This is a genomic window from Peptoniphilus equinus (assembly GCF_027921445.1).
GTDB lineage: Bacteria > Bacillota > Clostridia > Tissierellales > Peptoniphilaceae > Peptoniphilus > Peptoniphilus equinus.
Genome location: NZ_CP115667.1, coordinates 1,413,573 through 1,431,627 on the forward strand (window position 1 = coordinate 1,413,573; position 18,055 = coordinate 1,431,627).

19 protein-coding genes and 1 tRNA gene are annotated in these 18,055 nt (G+C 49.8%); 2 read left to right on the forward strand and 18 right to left on the reverse strand.

Annotation, left to right across the window (positions count from 1 at the left end):
• Positions 1-9 precede the first annotated feature (9 nt).
• The 16 genes from purF to O6R05_RS06970 form a co-directional block, all read right to left on the reverse strand.
• On the reverse strand, positions 10-1,359 hold the full coding sequence (gene purF, locus O6R05_RS06895) for an amidophosphoribosyltransferase (protein ID WP_271191254.1): 1,350 nt from the start codon (positions 1,357-1,359) through the stop codon (positions 10-12).
• On the reverse strand, positions 1,359-2,057 hold the full coding sequence (gene purC, locus O6R05_RS06900; RefSeq protein WP_271191255.1) for a phosphoribosylaminoimidazolesuccinocarboxamide synthase: 699 nt from the start codon (positions 2,055-2,057) through the stop codon (positions 1,359-1,361). The genes purF and purC overlap by 1 nt, the downstream gene beginning before the upstream one ends.
• Positions 2,058-2,285: 228 nt before the next feature.
• Positions 2,286-3,329, reverse strand: a complete 1,044-nt coding sequence (locus O6R05_RS06905; protein WP_271191256.1) for an ABC transporter substrate-binding protein — start codon at positions 3,327-3,329, stop codon at positions 2,286-2,288.
• Between the two features lies 1 nt (position 3,330).
• On the reverse strand, positions 3,331-4,104 hold the full coding sequence (locus O6R05_RS06910) for an ABC transporter permease (protein WP_271191257.1): 774 nt from the start codon (positions 4,102-4,104) through the stop codon (positions 3,331-3,333).
• A complete protein-coding gene (locus O6R05_RS06915; protein WP_271191258.1) occupies positions 4,101-4,922 on the reverse strand; it encodes an ABC transporter permease in 822 nt (273 codons plus the stop codon). Before O6R05_RS06915 ends, O6R05_RS06910 begins: the two co-directional genes overlap by 4 nt.
• Positions 4,919-5,950: an ABC transporter ATP-binding protein gene (locus O6R05_RS06920; protein ID WP_271191259.1), complete on the reverse strand. Its 1,032-nt coding sequence runs from the start codon at positions 5,948-5,950 to the stop codon at positions 4,919-4,921. The genes O6R05_RS06915 and O6R05_RS06920 overlap by 4 nt, the downstream gene beginning before the upstream one ends.
• An 8-nt stretch (positions 5,951-5,958) precedes the next feature.
• Entirely contained in the window at positions 5,959-6,489 is a 531-nt protein-coding gene (locus O6R05_RS06925) for a helix-turn-helix domain-containing protein (RefSeq protein ID WP_271191260.1), read from the reverse strand.
• Positions 6,490-6,650: 161 nt separating this feature from the next.
• Complete coding sequence (locus O6R05_RS06930; RefSeq protein WP_271191261.1) at positions 6,651-7,595, reverse strand: hypothetical protein; 945 nt, start codon at positions 7,593-7,595, stop codon at positions 6,651-6,653.
• 8 nt (positions 7,596-7,603) lie between these two features.
• Entirely contained in the window at positions 7,604-8,656 is a 1,053-nt protein-coding gene (locus tag O6R05_RS06935; protein ID WP_271191262.1) for a hypothetical protein, read from the reverse strand.
• A 193-nt stretch (positions 8,657-8,849) separates the two neighbouring features.
• Positions 8,850-9,683 (reverse strand): TPM domain-containing protein, encoded by an 834-nt coding sequence (locus tag O6R05_RS06940; protein WP_271191263.1) that lies wholly within the window; start codon positions 9,681-9,683, stop codon positions 8,850-8,852.
• 11 nt (positions 9,684-9,694) lie between these two features.
• Complete coding sequence (locus O6R05_RS06945; protein ID WP_271191264.1) at positions 9,695-10,249, reverse strand: LemA family protein; 555 nt, start codon at positions 10,247-10,249, stop codon at positions 9,695-9,697.
• Positions 10,246-11,385, reverse strand: coding sequence for a tRNA uracil 4-sulfurtransferase ThiI (gene thiI, locus O6R05_RS06950; RefSeq protein WP_313791016.1), 1,140 nt, complete (start codon positions 11,383-11,385; stop codon positions 10,246-10,248). Before thiI ends, O6R05_RS06945 begins: the two co-directional genes overlap by 4 nt.
• A gap of 35 nt (positions 11,386-11,420) precedes the next feature.
• Positions 11,421-12,566 (reverse strand): cysteine desulfurase family protein, encoded by a 1,146-nt coding sequence (locus O6R05_RS06955; protein ID WP_271191266.1) that lies wholly within the window; start codon positions 12,564-12,566, stop codon positions 11,421-11,423.
• A gap of 88 nt (positions 12,567-12,654) precedes the next feature.
• Positions 12,655-13,164 carry an adenine phosphoribosyltransferase gene (locus O6R05_RS06960; protein ID WP_271191267.1) on the reverse strand — a complete coding sequence of 170 codons (510 nt, stop codon included), beginning with the start codon at positions 13,162-13,164 and terminating at the stop codon, positions 12,655-12,657.
• Positions 13,165-13,214: 50 nt separating this feature from the next.
• Complete coding sequence (bioB, locus tag O6R05_RS06965; RefSeq protein ID WP_271191268.1) at positions 13,215-14,171, reverse strand: biotin synthase BioB; 957 nt, start codon at positions 14,169-14,171, stop codon at positions 13,215-13,217.
• 83 nt (positions 14,172-14,254) lie between these two features.
• Positions 14,255-14,656, reverse strand: coding sequence for a zinc ribbon domain-containing protein (locus O6R05_RS06970; protein WP_271191269.1), 402 nt, complete (start codon positions 14,654-14,656; stop codon positions 14,255-14,257).
• 127 nt (positions 14,657-14,783) lie between these two features.
• Here O6R05_RS06970 and O6R05_RS06975 point away from each other — a divergent pair.
• A tRNA-Leu gene (locus tag O6R05_RS06975) sits at positions 14,784-14,867 on the forward strand.
• A 436-nt stretch (positions 14,868-15,303) separates the two neighbouring features.
• Entirely contained in the window at positions 15,304-16,779 is a 1,476-nt protein-coding gene (locus tag O6R05_RS06980; protein WP_271191270.1) for a carbon starvation CstA family protein, read from the forward strand.
• Positions 16,780-16,984: 205 nt separating this feature from the next.
• Here the strand turns inward: O6R05_RS06980 and O6R05_RS06985 are convergent, their stop codons facing one another.
• Together O6R05_RS06985 and O6R05_RS06990 are read right to left on the reverse strand one after the other, a co-directional pair.
• Positions 16,985-17,284, reverse strand: a complete 300-nt coding sequence (locus O6R05_RS06985) for a DUF4368 domain-containing protein (protein WP_271191271.1) — start codon at positions 17,282-17,284, stop codon at positions 16,985-16,987.
• Positions 17,285-17,297: 13 nt separating this feature from the next.
• Entirely contained in the window at positions 17,298-17,684 is a 387-nt protein-coding gene (locus O6R05_RS06990) for an NUDIX domain-containing protein (RefSeq protein WP_271191272.1), read from the reverse strand.
• Positions 17,685-18,055 lie beyond the last annotated feature (371 nt).

Genomic DNA, 18,055 nt, shown 5'->3' on the forward strand with positions numbered 1-18,055 from the left:
GCTTCCTCCTTATAGAAGAATCGGATCCACAGGATAATCGCCGTTAAAGCAGGCTTTGCAGAAGATATCCCCCGGTTTTTGACTGGCTTCAATCATCCCTTCCATGGAGATAAAGGCCAAGGAATCGGCGCCAATTTTCTCACGCATCTCTTCGATGGTGTAGTTGGCCGCGATAAGATTGCGACGGTTCGGCGTGTTGATGCCGTAGTAACAAGGATACTCTACCGGCGGTGACACCACGCGCATATGCACCTCTTTGGCGCCGGCTTCTTTCATCCGGGCGATGAGATTCGCCGAGGTGGTGCCTCGAACGATGGAGTCGTCCACAATGATAATACGCTTGTCTTTTAACACCGTCCCGAGGGGATTGAGCTTCATCTTGACCGCCAATCGCCGCTCTTCGTCCGTCGGTTTGATAAAAGTGCGCCCCATATAACGATTCTTTGCAAGTCCGATGGCAAAAGGAATACCACTCTCCTGTGCATAGCCGATGGCCGCCGGCGTGCCGCTATCCGGCACCGGCACCACCAGATCCGCCTCTACCGCCGCTTCGTGGGAGAGAATTTCCCCACATCTACGTCGAAACATATAGGCGTTGATGTCATCTACCGTGGCATCGTCCCGCGCAAAGTACACGTACTCAAAGATACAGTGGCGTCGGGGTTCATCGGATTCATAGCGGTGGGTGGTGATGCCGTTATCGTCAATGACGATGATCTCTCCCGGAGCCATGTCCCGCATATGGCTCACGCCGATAATTTCAAGAGGTGCATTTTCCGAAGCAACGACCACATCCCCGTCGTCGGTCTCTCCGATGACCAGCGGCCGAAAGCCGTTGGGATCACGGAACGCCACCAACTTGCCGTCAATCATCGCCACAATGGAATAGGCTCCCTGCACCATGGACATGGTTTTTTTCACCGCTTCCACAATGTCGTCGTGGAGATAGCGGCAGAGGAGAAACATGAGGACTTCTGTGTCGATAGCCGTTTGAAACATCATGCCGTCCTCTTCCAGACGCGTGCGCAAAATTTGATGGTTGATGAGGTTGCCGTTGTGCGCCAAGGCCACTTCCCGTCCTCGTGAAATCGCCGTAAGGGGCTGTACATTGTACTTGAAAGAGCCTCCCGCTGTGGAGTAGCGCACGTGACCAATGCCCACAGTCCCGTCCAGACGATTTAACTCCTCGGACCCGAAGATATCATTCACCAGACCCATACGCTTTTCCACTTTGTTCTTCGCGCCGTCATAGACCACCATCCCGGCGGATTCCTGACCGCGATGTTGCAGCGAATTGAGGCCGTAGAAGAGCTTTTTATTGACGTCCGTTTTTGAGTAGATACCGATAACGCCGCACATTAGTTGTTAATCCTTTTCAACACTTCTTGATAGCCTTCAATTAAGTCGCCAAGATCGCGGCGGAAAATATCTTTGTCAAATTTTTGGTTGGTGTCCTTGTCCCAGAGACGGCAGGTGTCCGGACTGATTTCATCGGCAAGCAGAATGTTGCCGTCACTGTCCTTACCGTATTCAATCTTAAAGTCCACCAGCTTCAGATTGATCTTGAGGAAAAAGGCCTTCAACAGCTCGTTGATTTTAAGCGTTTGCTCACGAATGGCGTCGTACTCGGCTTTGGTGACCAGACCCAGTGCAATGGCATGGTCTTCAGCCATGAGCGGATCGCCCAGCTCATCATTTTTATATGAGAGCTCAAAGGATGGATGCTCAAAGACAATCCCTTCGTCCACGCCGAAGCGTTTGGCAAAGGATCCGGCGGAGATGTTTCTCACAATCACTTCCAGCGGCAAGATAGTCACTTTCTTCACCCGCATATCCCGTTCATTGAGGGTTTCAATGTAGTGGGTTGGGATGCCGTGGGCTTCGAGCATCTTGAAGATGGCGGTAGTGATGGCCAAGTTCAATTCACCTTTGCCGGCGATATCCGCTTTCTTTTCTCCGTTTCCTGCGGTGGCGGTGTCCTTGTATCGAATGATAAATTCATCCGCTTGGTCTGTGGTGTAGACTTCTTTTGCTTTACCCTCGTAGATTTTTTCCATTTTACCCTCCATAAAATAAAAATAGAGAACCTTAAACAAGGTTCTCTTAGTTACATGGTGACAGTTTCCCCTATGAAAGTGTACACTCTTTCCCCGTTAACTACACTGCGCCGGCGCAGAGTATGGTACGTAGGGAATGTGAATGTTGGAATCATTATAAAAATGCCTTTCATAGCGCCTCCTAAATCCCATATAGTATACCATAAATTCCACGCCGTGAACAGTGACTTAATTTTGGGTTGCAGAAACTTCCGTCCACACCTTATCGTAAAGCGTCACAGCATCGCCGAGGTCTTTGTAGGCTTCAAGCTTCGGCAGCTTGCTGTAGTCCGGATAGGCCACAGGATTTGATGCCAGCTCGTCGGGAAGGAGTTCCTGCACACCTTGTACCGGTGAGGTATAACCCACGAGGTACTCGGCGTTGATGGCGGAAATTTCAGGACGGGACATAAAGTCGATAAACTTCAGCGCCGCCTCCATCTTTTCCGTGCCCTTAGGAATGACCATGGCATCTACAAACACATTGGAGCCCTCTTTCGGAATGACATACTTCAAGTCCGGATTCTCGGCAATCATCAGCGCCGCATCGCCGGAGTACATCACCGCCATCCCCGCTTCACCGCCGATGACGGCATCCCGTGCGGAGTCAGTGAGGTAAGCCTGCACAAGAGGTTTTTGTTTGATGAGCTCCTGCTCCACCTGAGCCAAAATCTCAGGATCCGTTTCATTTAGCGAGTAACCCAGCTTCGCCAAAGTAACGGCAATGGAATCTCGCTGTGAATCGTACATAATAATTTGTCCCTCATTTTTCGGATCCCAAAGGGCGTTCCATGAGTCCACTTCCCCGACGATGCTCGGATTGTAGACAATGCCCAGCGTCCCTGCAAAGTATGGCACGGAGTAGGCGTTCTCCGGATCATAGGACATATTTTTATAGGTCGATTCAATTAAACCGTAGTTCGTGAGCTTGGAGGTGTCAATTTTTTCCAGACGGTCTTCATTTTTTAACCGTTCAATCATGTAGTCCGACGGCACCACCACATCAAATTGATCCGTCCCCTGAGAGAGCTTAACGTAGAGGTCTTCATTGGAGCTGAACGTGTCATAGACCACTTTGATGCCCGTCTCTTCTTCGAACATCTCAAGGGTTTGCGGATCGATGTACTCGCCGGCGTTGTACACATTGATACTCTCCTTGGCGCTGTCGCCGCCACATCCTACCAGTCCGAACGCAAGCATCAGGACCATAACTGTTGCCAGAATTTTTTTCATTTTACACTTCCTCTTCTTTCATAGTTTTTTTATTGATGATAACAAGCAACACCAACAGCACCACAAACATAATGGTGGAGATGGCATTGATTGACGGATTAATACCTTTGCGCGCCATGGTATAAATCGTGATGGAAAGGTTGGAGACCCCGTGTCCCGTGGTGAAATAGCTCACCACAAAGTCATCCAGAGACAGGGTAAAGGCCATCAGTGCACCGGTGACAATGCCCGGTTTAATCTGAGGGATGATGACATGGGTCATGGCTTCTCTCGGCGTCGCCCCCAAGTCAAGGGCCGCCTCCACCGTGTTGTCGTTCATTTGAGTGAGCTTCGGCAGTACCGACAGCACCACATAAGGCGTACAAAACACAATATGCGACATGGTCAGCGTAAGAAGTCCGAACTTCAGCTGAAACAGACCGAAGAGCCCCATCAGCGCCACCGCAGTGACAATATCCGGGTTGAGCACCGGAATATAATTCATATTCAAAAGCGCCTGTTTGGACCTGCCCCGCATCTCATAGATGCCGATGGCCGCCACCGTCCCGAGGATCGTTGCCACAAGAGTTGCGATCACGGCGACCACCAACGTGTTTTTAAGAGCCTCCAAAATCGTCGGGTTTTCAAAAAGGTTTTGGTACCACTTGAGGGTAAAGCCGGCCCACCGCCCTCGCAGACGGGAGTTGTTGAACGAATATACCATCAAGGTGACAATCGGCGCATATAAAAAGATAAAGACCAGAGCCAAAAGTGCCCGGTTGGCAAATTTTTTCACAGCACGCCCCCTCCGTTTTCCTTATCGGTGTTGCCGAAGAACAGCGCCACAAGGAGAATAAAGATCAGAATCATCGCCACGGCGGACCCGAAACCCCAGTTGCCGGCAAAGGAAAACTGCTGATCGATGAGATTGCCGATGAGGTAGATATTTTTGCCGCCTAAGAGGTTGGAGATGACAAAGGTGGAGATAGCGGGAATAAAGACCATGGTGATGCCGGTATACACGCCAGGCAGTGACAGTGGCACAATGACACGCCAAAAAGTTTCCCGGCCGTTCGCGCCCAAATCTTTAGCCGCTTCAATCAGCTTCGGATCAATTTTTAAGAGCACCGTATAAATCGGAAGGACCATGAAAGGCAGGAAGTTGTAAATCATACCGATCATAACCGCATTCATGTTGTACATTAAGTCCAAAGGCCCAATGCCGAGCAGTCCCAGCGCCCGATTGAGCACGCCGTTGTTGCCGAGGATCGCCATCCATGCATAGGTTCTCAAGAGAAAGTTCATCCACATGGGAATGATAAAGAGCAGGATGACATTTTGCCGCAGCGACGGCGCCATGTTGGCGATGGTGTAGGCCACCGGATAGCCGATAGCGAGACACACCACCGTGGAAATCAACGCCACAGCCACCGAGTTCACAAATATTTTTAAATACAGCGGATTGAAAAAAGCCTCGTAATTGGCTAGGGAGAACTCAAAGTTGTCAAAGGCCATGGACGCACTGCCGTTAAACGAGTAGAGAAAGATGAGAATCAGGGGGAAGACGATAAAAACCAGTGCCCACGCCCCGTACATTGCCGCATATTTTTTCATAGCTCACCCATAACATGAATCAAATCCGGATCGACGGAGATGCCCACAGTGGAACCGATGCGATAGCTCTTGGTCGACTGAGCAAGGAGTATCATCCCCTCCACCTCCACTTCAATGTCGTAGTGAACGCCTTTAAAGATTTCCGATTTCACCACGCCGTAGATTTGACCGGTCTCAGCCATGTCAATATCCTCCGGCCGCACCACCACCTGTACTTTTTGATTCAAAGAAAACCCTTTGTCCACACAAGGGAACGTGTGATTCAAAAAGGCCACTTGGTAGTCCGCCTTCATCACCCCGTCAATAATATTGCTCTCCCCGATAAAATCCGCTACAAAGGCGTTCTTTGGCTCGTTGTAAATATCAATCGGCGTGCCAAGCTGCTCGATTTTGCCATGGTTCATCACCACGATCTTATCGCTCATGGAGAGCGCTTCTTCCTGGTCGTGAGTGACGTAGATAAACGTGATGTTGACCTTCTTTTGAATCTTCTTCAGCTCCACCTGCATCTCCTGGCGCAGTTTCAAATCCAAAGCACCCAGCGGCTCGTCCAGAAGAATGACCTCCGGCTCATTCACCAGAGCCCGTGCAATGGCAACCCGCTGTTGCTGACCGCCGGAGAGCGCGTCAATCTTGCGCTTGCCGTAGTCCTGAAGTCCCACAATGCGCAGGGTCTCGTTCACCTTCTTTTCAATCTCCTCTTTAGATTTCTTTTTAATCTTCAACCCGAAAGCCACATTGTCAAAGACATTCATGTGAGGAAAGAGCGCATAATTTTGAAACACGGTGTTAATATTTCGCTCGTAAGGCTCCTTGGATCCAATGTCCTCGCCGTTAAAGAGCACCTTTCCCGAGTCCGCCGCTTCAAACCCCCCGATAAGGCGCAGCGTCGTCGTCTTGCCGCATCCGCTCGGCCCCAGTAGGGTGAGAAATTCGCCTCGCTCTACATTCAGGTAGAAGTTTTCCAAAATAGTATTGTCGTCGTAAGACTTGGTAATATTTTCTAATTGAATGACATAATCGGCCATAATTCCTCCTAAAAATGGGGTGGTGAGCTCACCATGAGCACACGCGCTTCACTTTTTTTAGTGCTGAGATAAAAAGCTTCCTTCGCCCGGAAATAAAAACTGTCCCCGGACTTCAACGCTTGAGTCTGCTCGCCGTAGTGGAGATGGACCTTGCCCTTTTCCACATAGCCGAAGACCTCCCCTGCAAAGGGCGGCTCCGTCTTCGTCTGAGCACCTTTCTGTAACTGGAGCACCACCGGCTCCATCTGATTTTTTTGCGCATTAGGCACCGGCCACGAGATCGTATAGTCCTCCTTCACACTCTCCACCTGGTCGCCGGAGGTAAAGACGATAGCCTCGTCCTTCTCCTCCTGGAAAAACGCCGCCGGCGTGGTCCCGAGAGCCGCTAAAATATCTACCAGGGTTGCCACGGAAGGCGAAGTGAGATCTCGTTCCAGCTGAGAAATAAACCCCTTGGTCAGATCCGAGCGATCCGCCAATTCCTCTTGAGTGAGATCCTGTGCCACACGCAAATTTTTAATTTTACTGCCTAGTTCCATCTAATCACCACTAAACTTTTTATTTACTTTATTAAGTCCAAAATCCATTATAACAACGTCCGCTTCAATGTCAATAACATTTAAGAAATTAATTTAAAAGTTTTATAAATTAAACCGCCTTGCCAATAAAAAAGCCTGCCGAAGCAGACTTTTTTTAATCTTTATTGTTCTTTTGAAAGCTCTTGCACCTTCGTCATCGGCACTTCCTCCTCGCCGAGAAGCTCTCCGGTGTGAATGTTGTACTTGAGGATGACGTTGCGAACAGCCGTGGAGTTGAAAGTCAGTTTTGAATTCTTTTCGCTGAGTGTGTAGTCTGTCGCATAACCGAAAGGCATATAGAGCACATCGCCTTGGACATAAGGCTTAGCTTCGACGTGCTGGTCCGGTGTGATATAGTAGTAGCCCATCGTTCCCGGAGCTCGAAAGCCCTGGAAGCCTTTGAAGTAGCGTTCCCGTAAATCTAAATCAAAATGTTGTCGGCTATCCTCGGTGACATTGTCAAAAAAATAAGAGGAGGGTGGAAATGGTGCGAAGTCTATAAATCCGCCATCATACCCGATGGAATCGACGCCACCCACTTTGGATAAGGTATAATTTTCCGCTCTCATAACCAGCCCATTTTCACTGCTGAAGGTCCAATTATAGTCCAGCTCATCGTGAAAGATGCGCCAGGTCATCGGCAGATACGTGACATCCCGAAAGACAAAGAAGGGATAGGCATTCAGATCTTTGTCATCGATCGCCTTGCCGTTGATCAGCACTTGAAAGGGTGCGGTCTGAACCTGTTCCCGTCGATTGTTGGGCGACTCTGTCGGGAACGGATAAAGTTGCCAACCACTAGATGCTACACCGCGTTCAATTTTCAGAATACGGTTGGCATTATCCCACTCCGTGTGTATTCCAAGAAACTCGGCATTGCGATACGTCATGGGAATATAGGTGACGCCTCGATAGGCAAGGGGCGGATACTTGTTGATTTTCGGATCTATAGTATAACCATTAATCTCTATGGGATAGTCAGGAAGGGTGACCTGCAGCGTCGTTGCACTCACCGGTGTGGCCAATGCCAAGGCAAGGGCAATTACGGCTCCAATGTGTTTTAGCATAATATCTCCTATCTTAATTGTATATTTACATAATCTGTAGCTTCACTGTGCTGATGAGTGGTGTAATTTCGAGACCCCGGTATGCGTAGATCTCCAAAAATCCCATAATGAGAATTGTCGACACGCGTTTCAAATACATAGTTCCCGGAATTGTCATAAAGATACGAATCGGAAAATCTAGCATCCATAATAGAACTGCCTACCGTCCCGGATGGTGGGAAGGTCATCGTGATTTGTTTATTAAAAGAAATTTGATCTGGCAGACTATTATTTAACCACACACTTTGACTAATTTTTACATCGCTAAAATCAGCGTTATTTAAGATTTTACAAACCATATAGCCGTCTGAATCTCTATAGATCTGATAATACAGCATATCCCCATCAGCAACACTGGATTTTAAAGGATATTCCAACATCCTTTTATCTGGATTAATAGCCGGATCTCCCAATAAGACAAAAGCATCCCAAATTGAAGCCCCTCGTTTAAGTCCAAAGTCAAAATTTTCCGTGGCACTTACTGGTGTAATAAATACATACGGAATTTCATTTACATCGTTCACCTGTGCAGAAGGTAACTTGACTCGCGTGGTGATCTGACTGAATTTTTTCTCAGACAATGCTTCAAAGCCTACCCCATAACTATCCTTCTCAGCTCTGTCCGGCGCGGATCTTAACATCACTGTCGATGGCACAATCCTTTCGTTGAGATTTTTCAGCAATCCTTCGATATAGAGTTGAATTTGCTCATCACTAAAACCGTTGGCCTGTGCTGCATTTTTTAAAGCTTGGATGTCGGATTCCAAATTGCCGACGTATACTTCTTTCTGCTCACCGACATTGAAAGCATCGTTTTTAGAACGTTCTGCTATCGGCTGATCTGTTTGGAACTTGGATAAAGCGCCCTCGAACGCATCCATATCAAGTCCGGAATTTTTGAGAAAATCCACTGAGTCTTGGCTGAGTTCAAGATTGGACGACTGCGCCTGCATGATAACAGGGGACGGTACGTCAAAATTTTTTGCGTCGATCGTTGTTGTAAAAATACCGGTTACTAACACAAGTCCACTTAACACCATGCTAACTGCTTGCTTTTTCCTGAGAATCTCCTTTCATTAATAGATTAACTCGGTCACACAACATGTCGTACACCATCTCTATACCCTCACGATTTAATTTTATGCACTGTCTGTCTTTTTCTTCTCCCTTCCCCACTAAAAAAGGACTCCATCTCTGAAGTCCTTTTACCTACTTTTACCAGCCGCGACCTGCACCGCCGCCGCCTGAGGATCCGCCACCGCCAAATCCTCCGCCAAACCCGCCGCCTGACGAGCCGCCAAATCCTCCGAAGCCGCCGAAGCCGCCGCCAAACCCGCCGCCGAACGGTCCGAACGGTGGGAAGAAGATGGTGCGACGTCGCCGTCCGGAGCCGCCACGGCCGCCGAAGACGGTGCTTAATAAGAGGATGATCAAAATGAGACGGAAGATGAAGGCAAAGTCAAAGCTGTCGTCCCGAGTTCGTTGCAGTTCCCGCTCGGGATCACGAGCCTGTTCAATGGTAATATCATATTCCTCGGCATAAAAGCTCAAGGTGTGGTTAAAGGCTTCGAGAATACCTTGACGATAGCCCTCCACATCCATCGTGGTGTCCGACGGAAAGTACTCCGCCGCCACATCCAAGATTTCCAAGGCGTAAATGTCGGGGATAAAGTCGTCGGTGCCGTAGCCGCTTTCCAGTTCCATGCGCCGGTCGTCAATGGCGGCTAAAAACACGGTACCGTTGTCTTTGTCCGCATCGCCGGCGTGAATCCGATTGAAGAGTTCCGTGACATAGCTGCGATGATCCACGCCGCCTGTGGTGTGAAGCAGAACCACAAACACCTGCCCCCCTGTCTTGTTGTAGAGGTCGTTGTTCGTGGCGTTGATATAGCGAATATCGTCCTCGCTCAAAATGCCCACATCGTCATAGACATAGCCTTTAAACTCGGAGAGCGTCGGCATATCCGCGTCACGAGCGGACTGAGCGTGAACCGGTGTGATGACCATAAAAAGCAATAGGACAACGAGTATCCATGCTCTTTGTTTCATAGTGTCACCTCTTAAAATTGAACGTCAGGTGCATTTTGTTCGTCCGGTGCCGCTTCAAAGTATTCCCGTTGTCCGAATCCGAGCACACCGGCAAAGAGATTCATAGGGAATTTGCGGACTTCCCCATTGTAGGTTTTCACTGTGTCGTTATAGCGTTCCCGTTCGGTGGCGATACGGTTTTCCGTGCCTTCAAGTTGTGCCTGAAGATCCCGGAAGTTATCGTTGGCTTTAAGTTCCGGATAGGCTTCCACCACGACGTTGATATCGCCGATGGCACTGGTCATAGCCTGTTCCGCTTCGGCGAGTTCTCCCGGTGTTTGAGCCGCTTGTACCTGGTTGCGAGCCTGGATGACTTTTTCAAAGGTTTCCTGTTCGTGAGCGGCGTAGCCTTTGACGGTTTCCACTAAGTTGGGAATGAGATCCGCACGGCGTTTAACAACCACTTGTACTTGCGCAAATTGGTTGTCCACTTCGTTGTCCAGTTCGACCAGACGATTGTATTTCGGTACGGCCAACAGTGCCAGCCCCACCACGATGATGAGCAACAGTCCTATCAGTTTTTTCATTCAATTTCCCCCTGTTTGATGGTATGGATTTGCAATGCTTCCATGGCCTCTCGGACAAGTCCTTCAACGTCGAGTTTGGACTCCGATCGTTCAATCCCCTTCACCGTCGGGCGAAGTTTGGGATGCTTCGGTAAAAAGACGCTGCAACAGTCTTCAAAAGGCTGAATGGAAGTTTCATAAGTGCCGATTTTTTCAGCATAGGCAATAATGTCTATCTTATCCATGCCGATGAGCGGACGAAAGACCACCCGATTCGGCACGGCATCGGTAACGTTGAGGCCGCCGATGGTCTGGGATGCCACTTGCCCCAGGTTTTCTCCGGTCGTGATGGATTGATAGTCATACTTCTCGGCAATCGCTTCGGCAATGCGCATCATAAAGCGTCGGGAGAGAATGGTCATCTCGTCCTCGGGACACTGTTTGTTGATGGCCTTTTGGATGTCCAAAAGATTGCAGGAATACATCCGAATGGTGCCGGTGTAGCCTGCCAAAATGGCGGCCAGATGTTTCACTTTTTCTTCCGCACGCTCCGAGGTGAACGGATAGGAGTGGAAATGCACACAGTCCATGGCTACGCCCCGCTTTGCCATCATATACCCCGCCACCGGGGAGTCAATCCCCCCGGACAGCAGTAGCAGTCCTCTGCCGTTGGTGCCGATAGGAAGACCGCCAGTGCCTTTATACCGTGTGGCATAGAGGTAGATGGAGTCCTTGACGTCGCAGAAGATGTGAAAGTCCGGATGGTGGACGTCCACTTTCAGGTCAGTGTTCCTTAGCACCAAAGCGCCGATGCGGCGGTTCAGTTCGTCGGAGTGAATCTCAAAGTGTTTGTCTGAACGCTTTGCCTTAGCTTTAAAGGTTTTATACCCATTTCCTTTCACACTCTCTAAGAGTTCCAAAACTGCGTCGTCAAAGGACGCCATGGACTTGTCGATGCGAAGGGTGGGCGTGATGTAGACGATGCCGAAGATGGGTTTTACCGCCTCCACGACGGCGTCGATGTCGTCGTCGTTACAGTTGATATAGATTTTTCCAAAGTCTTTATAGATGGAGATGCCGCTGAAGTCTCGGGTTCGCCGCTTGACCTGTCCGATGATTTTATCAATAAACTGGTTGCGGTTTGCGCCTTTGAGCATGACTTCTCCCAAAGATAAGCTGATTAATTTGTCCATTATCGGGCCATGACCTCTCTAATTTCGTTGACATAGGTGGTGAGTTTCTCCACAAATATACGGACGTCCTCAAGGGTGGTGTCCTTGCAAAAACAGATGCGAATGGTGCCCTCGGCGTACTTGCGATCCATATGAATCCCTTCCAGAACGTGGCTTTTCCCCGTCCCGTTGCTGGTGCAGGCCGAGGCGGTGGAGATGTAGATGCCGTCTCGCTCCAGACTGTGAAGAAGGACTTCTCCTCTGGTGTGTAAAAAGCTGACGTTCACAATGTTGGCGACGCCTTCAGCCGTGGAGTTGATCCGACAGTCTTCGATGGACTGAATGCCCTCCAGAAAGGCGTCCCGCACGGCTTGAATATGCGCCTGATCCGCGGTGAAATTGGCCGCCATCAGCTCCGCCGCAACCCCCAGACCTACAATGCCCGGCACGTTTTCCGTTCCGGATCGCATACCCTTTTCCTGACCGCCGCCCCATTGCAGCGGCTCGATGGTGATGCCTTCGCGCAGAAGGAGCACGCCGACGCCCTTCGGTCCGTGAAATTTGTGTCCGGAGATGGCGTAGCTGTCACACCCGATAGCCTTAAAGTCCACCGGAACTTTCCCGGGCGCCTGAACGCCGTCAATGTGAATAAACACCGACGGATGCGCCTTGCGAATCGCCGCCACCAAATCGGCCACCGGATTGACGGAACCCAGCTCGTTATTGACGTGAAAGAGACTCACAAGAAACGTGTCGTCATCAACAGCCTCGAGAAGTGCCTCGCGGTCCACACGTCCGGCGCTGTCCACGCCCACTTCCACCACGTCCAGACCCATTTGACCTGCGTGTTTGTACTGATTCAAAATGGACGAGTGTTCCAAGACGGTGGTCACCATCCGTTTTTTACGCTTCTTATACTTCGCTATGGCGCCTTGAATAGCGATGTTGGAGCTCTCCGTGCCGCCGGACGTGAAGAAGACTTCCCCGGTCTTAGCATGAAAGGCTTTGGCCACCTGCTCCCGCGCCAGATTGATTTTCTTTTCCACATCCAGTCCGAAGCTGTGAAGGCTGGACGGATTGGCAAAGTAGTCGGTGAGACAGTCGGTCATGGCCGCCACCACTTCCGGTCTCGGTTTGGTTGTTGCACAATTATCTAAATAAATCATTTACACACATCCTCAGCACTATTGTACCACATTCCTCTTCACGTAAAAATTCTCCATATAAAAAGCCGAGTCCGCGACTCGGCCTCTTTTAATAGTGAAGCACGGCTTGGACGTCATAGTCCTTCAGCACGTCTCGCCCCTTTAACGCATCCAGCTCGATAAGAAAATGCAGACCCGCTACATCGCCGCCGAGCTCTTCGACCATGGCGCATACCGCTTTGGCCGTGCCGCCGGTGGCAAGCAAGTCGTCCACAATCAACACCTTTTGCCCCGGCAGAATGGCGTCTTTATGAATTTCCAAACAGTCTGTGCCATATTCCAGTGCATACTCCCGACTCAAAGTCTCGGCCGGAAGTTTGCCCGGTTTACGTACCGGCACGAACCCGGCCCCTTTCAGATACGCAAGGGGGGCACCGACGATAAAGCCGCGAGCTTCAATCCCGATGACCACGTCCACCTCGACGTCGGACAGCTTCGCCAAGGCATCGACAGCTTCTTTAAACCCCTCAGGTTCTTTTAAGAGCGTGGTGATATCACGAAAGACAACACCCTCGACAGGATAGTCGTTTAAAGCACGAATTTTTTCATTTAACTGCATAAGGTCCCTCCAATTCATAGCAATTATACCACAAAGGGGACCGCCGCTCATCAGTGAATCTGAAAACCCAAGGCCGTCACCATGGCGATATCGGTGGTGGGATGCATCCCCTGTGTCGTAAGAAGCGTCCCCGAAATGGCGGCGTTGGCGCCGGAGGTCAAACTCTCCCGGCCGTAATCCGCCATCACACTGCGTCCGCCGGCGAGACGCAAGTACACATCTTTTAAAATAAAACGGTAGACGGCCATGGTGCGATTAATTTCCTCCGTCGTCAAGGGCGTATTGCCTCCAAAGGGCGTGCCCGAAATAGGATTTAACACATTCACCGGCACGCTCACCACCGGCAGGTTTTTGATCTCAAAGGCCATGTCCACACGATCGGATCGACTTTCCCCGAGACCGATGATGCCGCCGCTGCAGATCTCCATCCCCACACGGTGCGCCGCCTCGATGGCCGCAAGTTTCTCATCAAACGAGTGGGTACTGCAGACCCTCTCAAAGAAGTTGCGGGAACTCTCCACATTGTTGTGGACACGACGCACTCCCGCATCATAGAGCTTCTGATAATTGGCTTCATCTAAAAGGCCGAAGGAGACGCAGACGTCCATCCCCACTTCTTCAATAATACGCCGGATCACCCTCACAGCAAGGTCCACCTCAGCGTCACTGAGGCGCTTGCCGCTCGTGACCAGAGAATAGCGCCCCATGCCAAGCTCTTTTTGTCGCCGGGCATCCGCCACAATCACATCGCCATCCAGAAGATCATAGACCTCAGCATGTCCCGACCAGTGCGCCGACTGGGCACAGAATTTACAGTCCTCGGAACACTTGCCGCTTTTCGCATTAATAACGGTACAAAACTCAAACCGATCGCCCATATAGTGGCGGCGCACGGCATCGGCGCAGGCCTTTAAGTCCTCATAATCACTGTCATACAGCACCAGCGCCTCATCTTTGGTGATGTCATAGCCGGCAATCACGCTATCTTTCAAATTAAAAATATCCATAAAACACCTCTCTTCTACACTAGAATAAGGGCTTACGGATATATTGTCAACCTTATTTGTTTTTCAGTTAATAATTGTCGCCATTAACTTCTCCCATCAAACTTATGACCGCACTTGGGGCAGGTCACTTTTATCCGTCCCTTGCCCTTAGGTATACGCAGCTCCTGATGACAGGACGGACAGCTCACGTATTTGTTCTCCCGGTCGCCCAACCGTCGCTTAAGCTTGCTAAACGGTGCCGTCACTGCATTGAGAGCCTGCTGAACCTTTCGGTTCTCATTGTAGCGCCCGGTGATATTTTTACTGAACAGGCGAAAGTACATATAGACGATAAGAAGCAGGGTGACGTACGCCGTCTGAACATGAAGCGCCCGCCCGACGGCAAAGCTTGCGATGACAAGGACCATCAGCACGCGACTTAACGTGTCACTGCCATACATGGCGCCATAGCGCCCTTGCATAAAACGATAAAACTTTTCTTTCATACTAACCTCATTTCTAAGTGTATTATAACAGAGAACCGCCGTAAAAATTTTTTAATTTTTTCTTGACTGCAATGTAAAATCTCTGTATAATTGTTTTTGTTGTCGACGCGAAATGTTGACAGACCATGCGGGAATGGCGGAATTGGCAGACGCGCTAGACTTAGGATCTAGTTCCAATGGAGTGGGGGTTCAAGTCCTCTTTCCCGCACCAAAATTGAAACCCCTTGCGCTTGACGCAGGGGGTTTTTGTCTACAAAGTAGGACTGCACTATCAACAGACAGTGCAGTCCTTTTTGATTTAACTATGCCCCTCAATGGACAGACGCTCAGTAGCCATGACAACAGGATCGCAAACACCGGGTATCCGTTCGATACAGCCTCATCTCGCTACGATCTATCGCACCGATCTGTACTTTTTAGCGGAATTTTTCCATGAAGTGACGATTTATTCTCTCGCTCACCCTTTGGCCTCGTCGGTTGTAAGCGGTGCAATTTCAAAACCGCCGCCCTCACGATTGCCATCGAACACACCTTTGCCGCACGCTCGTCCCGGTATGAGTTTTGTAAAATTTTACCCCTCGCCTTGAAAATTCCACATCGTGGTAGTAAGCTAATTACTGTCAAACTATATTTTTTAGGAGGTCTTTATGACATTATTTCTTATCGGACTTGTCATTCTCCTCGTCGGCGGTATCGGCTACGGTCGTTACTGTGAAAAAGTTTTCGGCCCTGACGATCGTGTGACCCCTGCGGTTGCACTCGCTGACGGCGTGGACTACGTGGGAATGAAAAAGTGGAAAAACCAACTTATCGAACTGTTAAACATTGCCGGGACCGGGCCGATCCTCGGACCCATCCAGGGGATTCTCTTCGGACCCATCGCATTCTTAACCATCCCTATCGGCTGTGTACTCGCCGGTTCACTTCACGACTACTTTGTCGGCATGATCTCCATGCGCAATGAAGGGGCACAAATTCCTCGACTCATGCAAAAATACATAGGCTCCGGAACCAACAAAGTATACAACATCATCATCTGGATCCTCATGCTCCTCACCGGAGTCGTCTTTATCTACACGCCCGGCGATTTGATTGTCAACGATATTTTAGGGCTGGATGTGAACTCCGGCGTCATTTGGGTTGTCTATGCTATCATCTTACTCTATTACATCCTGGCGACACTCTTCCCTATTGATGCCATCATCGGACGGGTCTATCCTATCTTCGGCGCATTTCTGATCGTCAGCGCCATCGGCGTTTTTGTCGGCGTACTCTTCACTGGCAGTGCCGATCTTCACCCTATTACCGAGGGCGCACTGATCTCCGCACACCCTACGGGGCAATCTTTTATTCCGGTGTTCTTCATCACCGTCGCCTGCGGTATTATGTCCGGGTTCCACGGCTCCCAAGCTACGCTGATCTCCCGTACCGTCAAGAGCGAACGTGAAGGCCGCCACACCTTCTACAACATGATGCTTATTGAAGGCTTCATCGCTATGTGCTGGGCCGCAGGCGCTATGGTGCTCTTTAACACCACCGCCGCCCTCGACACTCCTGCAACCCTTGTCGTCGGCGAAGTATCCCGCCGCTTCATGGGCAACATCGGTGGTCTGATTGCCATCGTCGGCGTTATCGTCCTTCCAATCACCTCCGGTGACACGGCTTTCCGCTCTCTTCGTCTGATGATTGCTGAGCAGTTCAACATCGACCAAAAGGCACCTGCAAAACGAATTATGCTCTCTATCATCATCTTCATTCCGGCCCTTGCCATTCTGTTCTTTGCAAAGAGCAATGCTGAAGGCTTCAACCTGCTCTGGCGTTACTTCGGTTTCACCAACCAGCTGGTTGCCGTCTTTGCCTTAGTTCTTACCGCTGTATATCTAAAGATTCACGGTAAGAACTACATCATCGCATTGGCGCCGGCATTCTTCTACACCTTCGTCGTCATCAGCTACATCTGTCACGCTGAAATCGGCTTCTCTCTCGACGCCCGTCTCGGCATGGACGGCTACACCGTAAGCTACATCGTCGGTGTCGTGGCCGCAGTCCTGATGGTCCTCTTTGTCAACAAAGCCTCATCGCACAACAAAGACGAGATCCTGCGTCTCGATAACGCTCACTAAACCCTCACTGCCGGAAGTCCCGGCAGTTTTTTTCACCTTAACTACCTGACACGTGGTGCGAAATCATGAGAGCTTGCCGCTGCCATGAGCTCATCACTCGGCGACGTGCCTTTGATTTAATCTTCAAAACATAAAAAAACGCACATGAGGCTCGTTGGTCGTAAAACAGTAATATGTGAATTTCTTGGAACAGGTATGATTTCGGTCATACCTGTTCCGCTTTTAGCAGTACATCCACGGGGATGAAGCCTATGAGGTCATAGGAGATATGAATCTTCTGTTTCCTCTTGCCGGTGGACTTGTCGGGTGCTTCAACATAAACAGCCTTAACAAGCTCTCTGAGGGCGTAGGGGTTCAGCTCCGTGAGGTCGCTGTTTCGTTTTACCCTTTGGATAAACTGCTCTAAATTATCTGCCTGTCGTTCCTGTTCTTCAATAACCTGTTGCAGACTTCTGACCTCAGCCTTGAGGTCTTTTTGTTCCTGTGTGTAGTTCTTGCTCATCATAGCGAACTTCTCGTCATCGAGCGTACCGGCTACCTTTTAGTTCCTCGTAGGACAACCAAACTAATTTGTGGTCGGTTTCCATCGGTTCTTGGTCTTTCTGTATTATCTCGCCAGCGTAATAATTCTGAATCGGGTGGAAGTGTTCAATTACAGGATGCTCAATATATGCTTCAGCGGAACATACAAACTCTTTGACAACGACAGAACAGCCTGCTTCCTCTAAACACTCTCTTTGAATACACTCATTGTCAGTTTCATTTTCATCAATGCCGCCGCCAAGGAAAAAGAAACCCTTTGATGTTTGCACAACACCGAGTTTGCCATTATTAAACGGAATAATATACGCACCCTTCCTGTCAACATAGGCGTCCTCGCATTTAACTCCAAATATTTTGTGCATGACTTTCTTCCTCCTTCGCTTCGATTCGTTTCATTCAAAATAACGTTGGGATAGCAAAACCGCCGACCGCCGTCAATGGTCAAGATGAACGGCTTCGCCGCCATTGACAGCGTCCATCCGTTTCGCTTTTGGGCAGACAAGGCGGCGGTTGCCGCCGATTTCCATTTAAGGAAATGGCACTTGCCATTATGGGGAAACGGAGAATAGCAAGCACAGCAGGTGTATGTACACTCTGCGATTTTTTGCAAAATCCAGCTTTGCCGATTTTGCGAAAAATTGAAAATCTCCGATTTGCTTGCTAAGATGCGAACATCCTTAGCAAGCAGGGCACGTGTGGACACACATCGTGCATTTTGCAAATTTCAGCGGTG

What these genes read in the sequence shown, in the direction of transcription:
- O6R05_RS06925 (WP_271191260.1), bottom strand. Translation starts at nt 6,489, where the DNA reads ATGGAACTAGGCAGTAAAATTAAAAATTTGCGTGTGGCACAGGATCTC.
- O6R05_RS06980 (WP_271191270.1), top strand. Translation starts at nt 15,304, where the DNA reads ATGACATTATTTCTTATCGGACTTGTCATTCTCCTCGTCGGCGGTATC.
- O6R05_RS06920 (WP_271191259.1), bottom strand. Translation starts at nt 5,950, where the DNA reads ATGGCCGATTATGTCATTCAATTAGAAAATATTACCAAGTCTTACGAC.
- thiI (WP_313791016.1), bottom strand. Translation starts at nt 11,385, where the DNA reads ATGCTCAAAGGCGCAAACCGCAACCAGTTTATTGATAAAATCATCGGA.
- O6R05_RS06940 (WP_271191263.1), bottom strand. Translation starts at nt 9,683, where the DNA reads ATGAAACAAAGAGCATGGATACTCGTTGTCCTATTGCTTTTTATGGTC.
- O6R05_RS06990 (WP_271191272.1), bottom strand. Translation starts at nt 17,684, where the DNA reads ATGCACAAAATATTTGGAGTTAAATGCGAGGACGCCTATGTTGACAGG.
- O6R05_RS06905 (WP_271191256.1), bottom strand. Translation starts at nt 3,329, where the DNA reads ATGAAAAAAATTCTGGCAACAGTTATGGTCCTGATGCTTGCGTTCGGA.
- O6R05_RS06930 (WP_271191261.1), bottom strand. Translation starts at nt 7,595, where the DNA reads ATGCTAAAACACATTGGAGCCGTAATTGCCCTTGCCTTGGCATTGGCC.
- O6R05_RS06955 (WP_271191266.1), bottom strand. Translation starts at nt 12,566, where the DNA reads ATGATTTATTTAGATAATTGTGCAACAACCAAACCGAGACCGGAAGTG.
- O6R05_RS06960 (WP_271191267.1), bottom strand. Translation starts at nt 13,164, where the DNA reads ATGCAGTTAAATGAAAAAATTCGTGCTTTAAACGACTATCCTGTCGAG.
- O6R05_RS06915 (WP_271191258.1), bottom strand. Translation starts at nt 4,922, where the DNA reads ATGAAAAAATATGCGGCAATGTACGGGGCGTGGGCACTGGTTTTTATC.
- bioB (WP_271191268.1), bottom strand. Translation starts at nt 14,171, where the DNA reads ATGGATATTTTTAATTTGAAAGATAGCGTGATTGCCGGCTATGACATC.
- O6R05_RS06985 (WP_271191271.1), bottom strand. Translation starts at nt 17,284, where the DNA reads ATGATGAGCAAGAACTACACACAGGAACAAAAAGACCTCAAGGCTGAG.
- purC (WP_271191255.1), bottom strand. Translation starts at nt 2,057, where the DNA reads ATGGAAAAAATCTACGAGGGTAAAGCAAAAGAAGTCTACACCACAGAC.
- O6R05_RS06945 (WP_271191264.1), bottom strand. Translation starts at nt 10,249, where the DNA reads ATGAAAAAACTGATAGGACTGTTGCTCATCATCGTGGTGGGGCTGGCA.
- O6R05_RS06970 (WP_271191269.1), bottom strand. Translation starts at nt 14,656, where the DNA reads ATGAAAGAAAAGTTTTATCGTTTTATGCAAGGGCGCTATGGCGCCATG.
- purF (WP_271191254.1), bottom strand. Translation starts at nt 1,359, where the DNA reads ATGTGCGGCGTTATCGGTATCTACTCAAAAACGGACGTCAATAAAAAG.